Consider the following 12,095-nt stretch of genomic DNA (forward strand, 5'->3'; position numbering starts at 1 on the left):
CCGGCGCGCGTCCCTCACGTGATTCCTCCAACCGAATTCCGCGCCGACCGCGTCGTCCTCGATGCGGTCGGCGCGGCGCTTTCCGGGCTGCCGGCCGATGCGCGCATCGCCATCGCATACAGCGGCGGCCTCGACTCGACGGTGCTGCTCGACGCGGCTGTGCGCGTCGCCGGTGCCGCTCGCTGCGTCGCGCTGCACGTGCATCACGGGCTGAGCGCGAACGCCGACGCCTGGGTCGCATACGCGCAGGCGACCGCGGAGCGGCTCGGGGTCACGTTCGAATCGGAGCGGGTCGACGTCCCGCGCGACAGCGGCCTCGGCATCGAGGCGACGGCGCGCGAGCGCCGCTATGCGGCGCTCGACGCGATGTGCGAGCGTCACGGCGTCGCCGCGCTCTGGATTGCGCAGCACGCCGACGATCAGGCCGAGACGGTGTTGCTGCAATTGTTGCGCGGTGCGGGAATCGCCGGCCTGGCCGCGATGGCGCCGCGCTACCGTCCTGACGGCGCGAGCGTCGAGCGCGTGCGGCCGCTGCTGCGACTGTTGCGCGCGCAACTGGAGCGCTATGCGGCGCAGCGCGAGCTCGCGTGGATCGACGACGAATCGAATGCCGACACGCGCTATGCGCGCAATGCGTTGCGGCTCGACGTGCTGCCGGCGCTCGCCGTGCATTTCCCCGGTTTTCGCGACGCGCTCGGCCGCGCGGCCCAGCATGCGGCCGCCGCGCAGCGCCTGCTCGACGACCTCGCCGAGCTCGATTTCGCGGGCGCGGCGCGCGACGACGGCCGCGCCTTGTCGCGCGACGCGCTGATCGCGTTCGACGACACGCGCGGCGCGAACCTGCTGCGTTACTGGATGCGCAAGCTCGGGTTGCCCGGCGCGTCGGCGGGCAGGCTGGCAAACATGATGCGGCAGCTTCGCGATGCGCACGACGCGCATGCGCTGCGGGTCGATCACGCGGGCCAGTGCCTGCGGCTCTACCGCGATGCGGTGTATTGGGAGCTGGCCGACAGCGCGGAGCCACCGGACGACGGCACCGGCACGCCGCATCCCGACTCGTCGCTCGTGTGGAACGGCGACGAGGTGTGGCATCTGCCGGCATGGCGCGGCACGTTCGTGTTCGCCGCGGCGGAGGCGGGCAGCGACGGGGCGGTGCCGGAGGCGCTGCTGCGCAGCGGGGCGCTCGTCGCGCGCGCACGCAGCGGCGGCGAGCGGCTGCGTACGTCGCCGGGCGGCCCCGGTCGGACGCTGAAGAACCTGTTCCAGGAGCGCGGCGTGCCGGCGTGGCAGCGCGACGTGCCGCTGCTGTATGCCGGCGAGCGGCTCGTGTACGTGCCGCGGCTCGGCATCAATCATGGCGACGGGTTGGCGGCCGACGGCCGCTGGCGCCGCATCGAATGGCGGCCCGACCTGCTGATCGCTTAGCGGCGGCTCGCTGGCGGCGGTGATCGCGCGCCGGTTTTTTACCATTTGGTAAACAGCGCCGGAACGCTTGCCAAACGGGCGGGGCGGCTTGTCAAGCGGGCCTCTATCGGGTACGCTCGGACGTTTGCTCGGCTCGATTTTTGAGCGTTTTGTGCAGGTTTTCCGCGTGACGTACCCGGTTTGCGCGGCCTGATCGGCCTTCCGGGCAAACTCCGTCACGCTTGCGTGTTGCGTCCCAGCCGTCCCCCTCGTCGTCCGTCCACAGCCACAAGCCGCGTGACCGAACGGCAACGCGGCCTGCCCAGCGCGCCCGTGCGGCTTCTCCTTCAGTTCAGAACGACAATGGCACTCATCGTACACAAATACGGCGGCACTTCGATGGGCTCGGTCGAGCGCATCAAGAACGTCGCGAAACGCGTCGCAAAATGGCATCAGGCCGGGCACCAGATGGTGGTCGTGCCGTCCGCGATGTCCGGCGAAACCAACCGCCTGCTCGGTCTCGCGAAAGAGATTTCGAGCCAGCCGAGCCCGCGTGAGCTCGACATGATCGCGTCGACCGGCGAGCAGGTCAGCGTCGGTCTGCTGTCGATCGCGCTGCAGGAAATCGGCGTCGAAGCCGTGAGCTATGCCGGCTGGCAAGTGCCGATCAAGACGGACAGCGCGTTCACGAAGGCGCGTATCCACTCGATCGACGACGAACGCGTGAAGGCGGATCTGAACGCCGGCAAGGTCGTGATCATCACGGGCTTCCAGGGTGTCGATCCGGACGGCCACATCACGACGCTCGGCCGTGGCGGCTCGGACACGTCGGCGGTGGCGGTTGCGGCTGCGCTCGGTGCCGAAGAGTGCCTGATCTATACGGACGTCGACGGCGTCTACACGACCGACCCGCGCGTGGTCGAAGAGGCGCGCCGCCTCGACCGCGTGACGTTCGAGGAAATGCTGGAAATGGCGAGTCTCGGCTCGAAGGTTCTGCAGATCCGCTCGGTCGAATTCGCCGGCAAATACCAGGTGAAGACGCGTGTGCTGTCGAGCCTGACCGACCCGCTGATTGCGCTCGACGAAGAAATGCGCTCGGGCACCCTGATTACTTTTGAAGAAGACGAGACCATGGAAAAGGCAGTCATTTCCGGCATCGCGTTCCAGCGCGACGAAGCACGCATTGCGGTGATGGGCGTGCCCGACAAGCCGGGCATCGCGTATCAGATCCTCGGCCCGGTCGCCGACGCGAACGTCGACGTCGACATGATCATCCAGAACCAGAGCGTCGAGGGCAAGACCGACTTCACGTTCACGGTCGGTCGCGGCGACTACCAGAAGGCGATGGACATCCTGACCAATCAGGTGAAGGGCCATGTGAACGCGGAGCGCGTGCAGGGCGACCCGAAGGTGTCGAAGGTGTCGGTGGTCGGCGTCGGCATGCGTTCGCACGTCGGTGTCGCGAGCAAGATGTTCCGTACGTTGTCGGAAGAGGGCATCAACATCCAGATGATCTCGACGTCCGAAATCAAGATTTCGGTGCTGATCGACGAGAAGTACATGGAGCTGGCGGTCCGCGCGCTGCACAAGGCATTCGAACTCGACCAGGCACCGTGAATTTTTCGTGATGCATTGAAGAAAATGCATCGCGGAAATTGACGGGCGGTTCGAAACCCTATATTATTTCGTTCTCGTCGCACTGCCTCCCTGGTGCGAGCGAAAGTTTGGGAGACGTGGCCGAGAGGTCGAAGGCACTCCCCTGCTAAGGGAGCATCTGGGCCAAAACCTGGATCGAGGGTTCGAATCCCTCCGTCTCCGCCAAAAGCGGTGACAAAGCCCCGTAAGTTCTCGGACTTGCGGGGCTTTTTCTTTTGTGGCTATCGCCATCGAATCGACTCACAAACTGCTCATGGGATCATGGGCTTGGCTGTTGCAGCGGCTCATCGAGCCTAACTTCGCAAGTTTGAGAATCTCGTTGGTCCGAAGCATTTCCTTGACCTCGCGGGCTCCACATTCGGGCTCGTTGCGCTTGACCCAATCCAGCAGCCTCTGCGGTGTGCAGCCGATCATCGGTGCAATCGATTCAACCGCTGCCCACATCGACGAGTGGTCACTCCGCTACTCGCGTACCAGACGCACCGCTTGCTCGCGGACTTCTCTTGCAAACTTCCTTGGCTTCTTGTCCATGGCTCGATTTTCCTCAAGGGTTCGAGGCTCCACAAAATCCAGCGCAGTTCGCATGGCATTTCATATTCTGGTGACGAGCGAGGACGGCGGTTCGGCCATGGCCAAGTTGTTCAGCGCCGTCTATGGTGCGTACCAGTTCGCGAAGCGATCGTGGGGCGACTGACCTGGACGTATTTCGAGTTGCTGAAGCGCCACTTTACGATTGGGCTGTCCAAGGCAGTGCCGATGGCAAATTTACGATTGCGGACGATGCATGGTCGCGATCCCGAAGTTGATCCTCCGCGATGAACAATTGATGAACCTTCCTGCCTGCGTCATTGCCGACGCCGGCACCGCCCAGCGAATTTGTGGCAACTGACTCGCTGTCGCCGATTGCATCCGAATGCGATGCCTCGGCTCCGATTGACAACGGGCGTGGAGTTTTGTCGAGTCGAACCATAATCTTCAGACTTTAGACTAAAATCGCGCGAGCGACGTGCCGTCGCAACGGCTGCCGTCCTTGTGCCACTGCATTTTGACGGTTGAACCTGAGAGAGATAACGAAATTGGATATCAGATCGTCCGCACTCGGGGACTTGAAGTTGCGCGAGCTCTATGAGGCGATCAGCAACGGCGTTTTGCAGCAGGGCCGACTACTGATGCTGGATACGCCGCTCGGCAAGAATGCGCTGGTGCCGTTACGGGCGCGCGGATCGGCCAGAATCGGGCGCGACTATTCGTACACGATCGACGTTGCGTCGACGCGCGACGACACTGCGCTGCTGTCGCTGATGCATCAGCCCGTGACCTTGCAGATTCAGCAAGTCACTGCTCCCTTTGCGATTCCTGTCTATCGTCCGGTTCACGGCTTCGTGCATCGGGTCGCCTATTTGGGCGGTAATGGCGGCCTTTCGACATACCAGATCGAGTTTTCATCGGCGCTGGTCTTCCTTGAGAAAACCCATAACGAAGAAGGCTGGCTCGAGAAAGACGCCCGGGAGATCATTTCCGACGTGCTTGATCGGTATCCGCAGCTACGCGGACAGTACCGTTTCTCGCTGTTGTCCGATCCTGCCAAGCGTTCGTGGTGCCGGCAAAGCGAATCCGATCTTCACTTTGTGAACCGCTTGGCTGAGGCCGAGGGCTGGTACTTCTACTGGATCCATGAAAACGTTGCTGAAGGCGACGCTCCAAAGACGACGCTCGTTATCGTCGACCACGTCTCGACTCTCCCAGATGCCAAGGCAGTTGAGTTCATTCGGGCGAACGACAGCAACGAATCGGATGGCTTCGCCCATTGGGCAGGGGTGCAGACGATGCAGAGCACGCGCTACATATCGCGTGCATTTGATTACAAGCGGCCCGCGTCCGATTTTCAGGCTGAGAGTGCACTTGCCGCGACGAGCTATGTCGCGGAGGAGCGCCGCCAGAAAGTCGAGCGTAGCGTTCCTGATGTGCCGATGACCGTCTACGAATCGACGGCTTACGGCTATTCCAGTTCGGACACGGGCGAGGCGCGAGCTCGACGGCTGGTAGAAGTATGGGATGCGCGAGCAAGCCGATATTTTGGTGTCGGAGGCGTGCGCTGGCTCGATGCCGGTTCGCGGTTTGTGTTGAACGGACATCCCCGCCACGAAGGCGGTGATGCGAAGAAGCGAGAGTTTCTGGTGATCGAGGCACGTTGGTTCATCGAGAACAATGTGCCGATTGGCCAGCAGACGGCCGAGTTTCCGCAGAGCCTTCGCGCAACGCTGGCCGAGCAGCAGGCGATCCACAGTGAGCGCTTTAAGACGCCTGGACATGCTGCGGATGGTTCAGCCGGATTTTTCGTGATCGAAGTCGAGGCGCAACCCACGGCAGTCGAATACCGGAGTCCGCTGGATCATCCGAAGCCGATCATGTCGATCGAACACGCGCTTGTCGTGACGCCCGATGGCGCCGAAGCATGGACGAACGACCGGAATCAGATCAGGGTGCATTTCGCATGGGACCGCAAGAATCCACCAGACGCTTTCACCTCCTCGCCATTGCTGTCATCGCTTCAATCGGATACTGGGAACGGTTATGGAGCGGTTCATGTTCCGAGGGCGCGGGAATGGGTCATCGTCGGCTACTGGAACGGCGACTGTGACAAGCCGTTCGTATTAGGGCGTATCAACGGAGGCGCAACCCCATCGCCATGGCATTCAAACGCATTGTTGTCCGGGTTTAAGTCCGAGGGATTCGGAAAGACAGGAGCATACAACTCCTTTGTCCACGACGATTCCACTAATCAAGGCGGCACACGCCTGGTCAGCTACACCGGCAAGAGCTATGCGGCGCTGACGCAGGGCTACCTGATCAAGCATGAGGGCAACACGCGCGGGAAGTATCTGGGCGCCGGTTTCATCCTGCACGCCGACGAGTTCGGTGCAGTTCGCGCCAGCAAGGGATTGTCCATCAGTGCGCATTCGAAATCCTACGACGACGAACAGATGGGCGTGGATGAGGCGCGGTCGCAGTTGCAGCAGGCGGGGATGTTGGTCGAATCGCTATCAAGCGCAAGCACAACCGCCCAGGCGGAATCGCTGCAAACCGGACAGGATGCGCTAAAAGCGTTGTCGAAGGACATCCAGCACCCAGTGTCGGGCGATACGTCGGGTGGCGTGACTGCAGGTGGCGGTACCGGCAGCGCCAACGGATTTTCGCAGCCGAACATATTGGTATCGACGCCGAAGGACATCGCTTTGGTTGCGGACAACTCGACGCATATCGTGGCCGAGAAAGAGATCAACGTCGTCAGCAACGAGAACACGTATATGGCGACCGGCAAGTCGCTCGTCGTGGCGGCTGCGGAAAAGGTGAGCTTCTTCGCCCAGAAGCTCGGAGCGTTCTTTGTGACGGCTAAAGGTCCGATCAAACTGTCGGCCAACACGGATGACGTGAACGTCAATGCCGGTAAAGATGTGACCGTGAAGGCCAAGCGTATTGTGCTCGATGCCGATGAAATCATCATCAAGGCGGGCGGCTCGTACACGCGGTGGGTGGCCGCTGGCATTGAAGACGGCACGCAAGGTCCGCGCACGATCAAATCGGCGTCGCTCAGCCGTCAGGGGCCGAGCTCGATTGCGCAGCATATGAACAGTCTGCCGCAAGCCAAGTTCAACGATCCGTATGTGTTGCGAGATCGCATCTCTGGCGAGGTGTTGAAGAATCACCCCTATGAACTGGTGCGGGGCGACGGCACTCGCATCAAGGGAATGACGAATGAGTTGGGCCACGTTGCCGAGCAGAAGAATGAGGACATCGAGACGCTGAAATTGCATGCGCTTCGTCCGGAGTTGCCCGCGAGCTCGGGCAACGGTTCGGAATGATCCCTTCGTGAACGACTAATACTGATCCAGAAAATTCTATGAGCGACAGTCACGCAGGTAATCAAGGGGGCGACTCGCCGTTCAGCGACGATGCTGAGCAAGAGGTTGTGCGGCAGATGGGGCGGACCGCCCCAGACGGGTCGTCGTATGGAACATTCACGCTCACTCCTGCGAGCGATACGCGGCAGAAGGAACTGTTGTGTGACGTACGGCCCATTATTCCCGTGATCTTTCTGCCGGGCGTAATGGGATCATTGCTGACGGATAACGAAAATGGCAATGAACTGTTCTTCGCACCAAACACGGACGGCATGCTCGGTAACTTGGGTGCGCTTCCGGCGCTGCTTGGCCTGTGGTTCACGGGCGCATCGGCGCGGGAAAGGCAGTTCGATCCGACTAGGGCGGCGGTGACGCCGCTCGGGCCGATCAATGTCGGCAAGCATGGCAGGAACGATGTTCCTGAGCAGTTAGTCGACGAAAAAGAAGCGAGACGGCGCGGGTGGGGCTCGATTCACCGCACGAGCTATCACCCGGTACTGGCGTGGCTCGAAGAAACGCTGAATCAGCCAAAGCTTTTGGGTGAACCGCACGGGCCGTGGGTCACGCCAGACCCCGACGGCGAGAAATGGACGCTCAAGCCCGTGATCGATACCGATCCCGCCGAATACGGTGCGCTCGGGAAGGGAGGGAAGATTACTCTGAACTCTGCGGAATTCGAGCATTTCTCGAAGTTCCGGTATCGCGTGTATGCAATCGGCTACAACTGGTTGCAGTCGAACGCGGACTCGGGAAAGCAGGTGGTTGAAGGATCCGATTACCAAGACCCGAAGACGAAGAAAATAACGCGCCTGATGGGAATCAAGGAAATCATCGCAGAGAACCATAGTGGTAAGGCGATCATCTTGACTCACTCTATGGGGGGATTGGTCGCGCGGATGGCGATTGCAATGCATGGCGCGGAAGATTTGATGCACGGAGTGTTTCACAACGTGCAGCCGGCGACTGGCGCGCCTGTTGCGGTCAAACGATTCAGGACCGGCGGTGGTAATGAAGGCGGGATGAACAGCTTTATTAATGGCAGCCTGGTTGGTCGTGATGCGGACGAGTTTGTGGCTGTGATGGCGAACGCGCCTGGACCATTCGAACTGACACCCATGCCGGACTACATCAATGGTAAGCCATGGTGGGTGTTCGCGCGACTCAATGGTGAGGTGGTCATGGAGTTTCCTAAGAGTGGTGGTGCATACAAAGAAATCTATACGAATTCAAAATGGTATGGCTTGGTGCCCGATCCGTCCTTGTTGGACCCGGCAGGAATCGTAAAAAAGAGGCTCGATAAAATTGGGCAGGGGAAAACAGTTTTGGATAATTTTTATGAAACCATCAAGGATGTTGTCGCGAAGCATAATCAAATAACAAACCTTTATCATGCGAGAACATATGCGGCATACAATGGTATTGGGGAGTTGCATAAAAAATCGGAGGATGGAGGTAAGGATAAGCCGAGCATCGAAAAAGGTTTGCCGCTCGAAAAGTTGCTAACCTTTGGCAAGGTGATTTGGAAGGGGAATGTCCCGGCGGGCGTTACGGAGGAGGAATTGTGCGCCGCACGGTTCATGCGTGCGGATGATTCGCATAGAGGAAACGTACGGGTGTATTTGGATTCGCGCAACGCGACCATCGATTTTGAGGTGCAGAAGGTTGCGAAGTTGCCCGCTGAGGCAACTGTCCCCGATCCGGATAAGAACGGGATCATTGCCGGTGATGCTACGGTGCCTGCCTGGTCGGCCGACGCGCAGGCGCGCGGGTTGAGACCGGGCGTAGAGGGTGATCCGGCACAAGGCGTACAGATGGCGTTTGTGCAGGGCGGCTACGATCACCAGGGGAGCTTTAACCATCCGTGGACTCGATGGGCGTTGCTCTACAGCATCGTGCAGATCGCGCAGGATGCACAGGTGCCATCATGCTGAAACGATTCCTGAAATTTCTGTTGTTTGTGGCGGGTGCGTGCGCCTGTTCGATTGTGTTTTCCGGGGAACCGACGATGACTAATCCCTTGCTGTCCAAACCGCGTCCGTGGTGTATCGGTCGTTTCGTGTTCAACCGGCCAGCGATGAGCGAAATTTCGAATCAGCGATATGAGTTTCGTGGCGAGAAGTTGCAGACCACGTACAATGTTTCGCTTGCAAATTATCAAACTAGGGTTGAGGCGCGGGAGAGGGAGTTGCGCGATAAGCGACGCATAGACCCTGGAAATAAAAATAAAGAAACGAATCATCCATGGCTTGAAAAGGCATTTTCTCCGGTCAAAGATTCGCGGGTGTTCGTGTACCAGGATGCTGCGACTGAGGGAGTTGTGTTGCCGTTTAATACCGAGGGATTCGTCTACGATAAGGGCACGCTTTTTCATACGACTGGTGGAATTGGGTCGTCTGCAATTGGTAGGGTGGAAGATATTTATAATGACACGATTCGTCGTATCAAGGCTCGCGATAACTGGGCGGTGCCTGCGGAATCGGGATTCTGTTTCGACGGTGGAATCGTCACCGGTTCGTCAACCTATACTGAGGAAGTTAGCCAGTCGTTCGCATTGATGCCAGGCCGGCCGGCGTTGTTGGTGATTGTGATGCGTGACGCGGTGGACACGGATCAGAAAGAGCCGTTGACCAAGACGTTGCCGCAATTGCGCGCGCAGATGGATCGATTGCCCGGCCATTATCGAATCTTGCGGCAAGGCAAGCGCACGGTTGCGGGGATGGATGCAGAGGAAGTGTTGTTCGAGTTGAAGGAGGGCGATATTACGTCATACCGTTTTTATCTTCTTGCTCCGGGCGATGAAAGCACGCTGGCGAAACCACATACGGCAATTCAGATGTTGCTTGGCGCGAGCAGTCCCGACTTGAAGCCGGAAGAGGCAACATCGCCGGTAGATGAGGCGGGGGCGCTGCAAACGTGGGACACGTTGCTAAACAGTCTGCGGCTGCGTCCAGGTGCCGTGTGAGTGGAGGGCCGAATGAAGCGATACGACATCGTGAAGGGTGACAAGACAACGGTTGGCGGAGTTGTCCAGGCCGGGGATAGCACTGATCAGATCGCGGGCAGTGAACAGTCGCGCGAACTTGATCCGGTCTGGTGTCCCGTCTGCAAAACCATCGGCAAGATTCAATGCACCGGTCCCAGGATTTCGAGCACCGGGCCGGATGGGCGCGAGGCGGCATTGAGCGACGATCTTTGTATCTGTCAGTGCTCGCCGCCGCCGAAACTTGTAGCGTCCCAGTCGGTGTCGTATATCGATGTCTGAACAAAGGAGAATGGGATGGTCCGAAACATGATGAGTTGGGTTGTATTGTTGATGCTGGCAGTGAGCATGTCGGGGTGTGCTTCGACCGGCATACTGAACGGGGCTATGTAACGCATCGTGCACCGATGGAACCTGTCCGCATTTTTGTGGGCGAGGCGGTTGAACAGCGCGTTATCCGCGCGCCTGCGTGAATCGCTCGCCAAACAGGATAGCAAACTGGTTCATCGCTGATTTCCAGTCGAAGGCGGCCCGCACGGTCTTGGCCAGCACGTTGCGCAGCGCCAGCCAGAGCAGCTTGATCGCGGCCTCGTCATTCGGGAAGTGACCACGAGTCTTGATGATCTTGCGCAACTGCATGTTCAGACTTTCAATGGCGTTCGTAACCGGCATGATATAGCCGGTGCCTCGCGTTCCCGCGCCGAGCGGTTTGAGCGTATGGTGTGACCATCCGGGACATGGGGCACTGGGGAGCACTTCGGGTGGGCAGGCCGTTCCTATACGATGAGCCGCGAGCTCGTGTTAGTAGTTGGCCGCCCCTGCGACCCGCCCGGTTGCGCTGCGAGCGCGAATCCGTAGTTGTCGTGCTGTCCCACCGGCTCCCAACAGTGATCTGAAACGGGAGACGGTTATGCGAATCGTAGGGTTAGATGTGTCGCGCTCCGTGGCCGAGATCGCGTACCTGGAGGATGGCACGCTGCATGCAGGCGGCCGCACCGGGTTGCGACGCGATGAACTGGAGCGCTTTGCGGCAAAGCTGCGTGCCACCGATCATGTGGTACTCGAAGCGACCGGCAATACCACTGCCATCGTCAACGTCTTGCGCGCGCATGTCGCGCGTGTGGCGATTGCCAATCCGCTGCAAGTTAGGCTGATCGCGGAGGCTCGCGTCAAGACGGACAAGATCGATGCAGCCGTGCTGGCACAGCTGTATGCGAGCGGTTTTCTGCCGGAAGTATGGATGCCGGACGAGCACACGCTGGCGTTGCGTCGACAGATCGCGCGCCGCTCACAGCTGGTGCGGCAACGTACACGGCTGAAGAACGAGATTCACGCAGTCCTGATTGCACACCTGATCGAGCGGTGTCCCGCCACCGATCTTTTTGGCAAGAAGGGGCGTGCGTGGCTCGGTGTTCAACCGCTGCCACTGGATGAACGACTGGGTGTTGAGCAGCGACTGCGCGAACTGGACCGCCTCGGCGACGATCTGCGCGAGGTGGAGCAAGCGCTCGCGCAAGCGACCATCGACGATGCGCGATTGCGCGTGATGCTAACGATCACTGGCGTGAACACCACAGTGGCGATCGGACTGCTATCGGCCATCGGCGACATCGCGCGGTTTCCGAATCCGGAGAAGTTGGTGAGCTACTTCGGTCTCAATCCATCAGTCTATCAATCCGGTCCGGCACCGGCCAGGCATGGTCACATCACCAAGCGCGGGCGCTCTTATGCTCGGGCGATGCTGGTCGAAGCCGCTTGGGGTGCAACGCAAGCGCCCGGGCCGCTGCGCGCCTTCTTCCTGCGCGTGCGCGATCGCCGCGGCCAGCAAATTGCCGCCGTCGCGACTGCTCGCAAACTCGCAGTAATCGTATGGTATGTGCTGACACGCGGTGAACCGTTCGCGTGGGATCGCCCGGCGTTGACTGCGCACAAACTGCGTGCGCTGGAACTGCAGGCTGGAATGCCGGCGCAGCATGGCCCGCGCAAAGGTTCGGCTGCGGCCTACAGTCTGAAGAGTGTGCGTCAGCAAGAGCGAGCCGTGGCCGAGCAGTCTGAGCGAACCTATCAGAGACTGTTTAACCGGTGGAAACAGTCGCGCCCCAAATCAGACAGCGCGCCGATACGGTGGCCGCAGGCGCGAACATAGCGAACGA

Annotated in this window: 7 protein-coding genes, 1 tRNA gene and 3 pseudogenes; 8 read left to right on the forward strand and 3 right to left on the reverse strand. The window is 60.0% G+C overall.

The features are described from left to right. Window positions 1–18: 18 nt before the first annotated feature. The gene (gene tilS / locus AK36_RS18930) at window positions 19–1,425 is read left to right on the forward strand and encodes a tRNA lysidine(34) synthetase TilS (protein ID WP_011885195.1); all 1,407 of its coding nucleotides are present in this window, start codon (window positions 19–21) and stop codon (window positions 1,423–1,425) included. A gap of 122 nt (window positions 1,426–1,547) precedes the next feature. Here the strand turns inward: tilS and AK36_RS34750 are convergent. Continuing rightward, window positions 1,548–1,785: pseudogene (locus AK36_RS34750) on the reverse strand (hypothetical protein); the annotation flags it as partial. On the opposite strand from AK36_RS34750, the gene AK36_RS18935 reads away from it, so the two are divergent. Further along, complete coding sequence (locus tag AK36_RS18935) at window positions 1,768–3,021, forward strand: aspartate kinase (protein ID WP_011885194.1); 1,254 nt, start codon at window positions 1,768–1,770, stop codon at window positions 3,019–3,021. The pseudogene AK36_RS34750 and the gene AK36_RS18935 sit on opposite strands and share 18 nt — an antisense overlap. Window positions 3,022–3,131: 110 nt before the next feature. Then, window positions 3,132–3,225 (forward strand) — tRNA-Ser (locus AK36_RS18940). A gap of 135 nt (window positions 3,226–3,360) precedes the next feature. Here the strand turns inward: AK36_RS18940 and AK36_RS33080 are convergent. Further along, a pseudogene (locus tag AK36_RS33080) lies at window positions 3,361–3,591 on the reverse strand (IS3 family transposase); the annotation flags it as partial. Window positions 3,592–4,172: 581 nt separating this feature from the next. On the opposite strand from AK36_RS33080, the gene AK36_RS18950 reads away from it, so the two are divergent. From AK36_RS18950 to AK36_RS31395, 4 genes are read left to right on the forward strand one after another with little or no spacing between them, the layout of a single operon-like run. Further along, window positions 4,173–6,923 (forward strand): type VI secretion system Vgr family protein, encoded by a 2,751-nt coding sequence (locus AK36_RS18950; protein WP_106919350.1) that lies wholly within the window; start codon window positions 4,173–4,175, stop codon window positions 6,921–6,923. Window positions 6,924–6,961: 38 nt separating this feature from the next. Continuing rightward, entirely contained in the window at window positions 6,962–8,893 is a 1,932-nt protein-coding gene (locus tag AK36_RS18955; protein ID WP_045578967.1) for an esterase/lipase family protein, read from the forward strand. Then, window positions 8,887–9,924: a T6SS immunity protein Tli4 family protein gene (locus AK36_RS33725; protein ID WP_232356122.1), complete on the forward strand. Its 1,038-nt coding sequence runs from the start codon at window positions 8,887–8,889 to the stop codon at window positions 9,922–9,924. Before AK36_RS18955 ends, AK36_RS33725 begins: the two co-directional genes overlap by 7 nt. Before the next feature lie 12 nt (window positions 9,925–9,936). Beyond that, window positions 9,937–10,224 (forward strand): PAAR domain-containing protein, encoded by a 288-nt coding sequence (locus tag AK36_RS31395; protein ID WP_072465597.1) that lies wholly within the window; start codon window positions 9,937–9,939, stop codon window positions 10,222–10,224. 171 nt (window positions 10,225–10,395) lie between these two features. Here AK36_RS31395 and AK36_RS18965 read toward each other — a convergent pair. Next, a pseudogene (locus AK36_RS18965) lies at window positions 10,396–10,617 on the reverse strand (transposase); the annotation flags it as partial. A 235-nt stretch (window positions 10,618–10,852) separates the two neighbouring features. Here AK36_RS18965 and AK36_RS31405 point away from each other — a divergent pair. Further along, window positions 10,853–12,088, forward strand: a complete 1,236-nt coding sequence (locus AK36_RS31405) for an IS110 family RNA-guided transposase (protein ID WP_059606722.1) — start codon at window positions 10,853–10,855, stop codon at window positions 12,086–12,088. Window positions 12,089–12,095: the final 7 nt, after the last annotated feature.

The sequence above is a fragment of the Burkholderia vietnamiensis LMG 10929 genome (assembly GCF_000959445.1).
Lineage (GTDB): Bacteria > Pseudomonadota > Gammaproteobacteria > Burkholderiales > Burkholderiaceae > Burkholderia > Burkholderia vietnamiensis.

Bases quoted from the DNA above. Each gene is read 5' to 3' on its own strand.
- AK36_RS18935 (WP_011885194.1), top strand. From the start codon at position 1,768: ATGGCACTCATCGTACACAAATACGGCGGCACTTCGATGGGCTCGGTC.
- AK36_RS18955 (WP_045578967.1), top strand. From the start codon at position 6,962: ATGAGCGACAGTCACGCAGGTAATCAAGGGGGCGACTCGCCGTTCAGC.
- AK36_RS33725 (WP_232356122.1), top strand. From the start codon at position 8,887: ATGCTGAAACGATTCCTGAAATTTCTGTTGTTTGTGGCGGGTGCGTGC.
- AK36_RS31395 (WP_072465597.1), top strand. From the start codon at position 9,937: ATGAAGCGATACGACATCGTGAAGGGTGACAAGACAACGGTTGGCGGA.
- AK36_RS31405 (WP_059606722.1), top strand. From the start codon at position 10,853: ATGCGAATCGTAGGGTTAGATGTGTCGCGCTCCGTGGCCGAGATCGCG.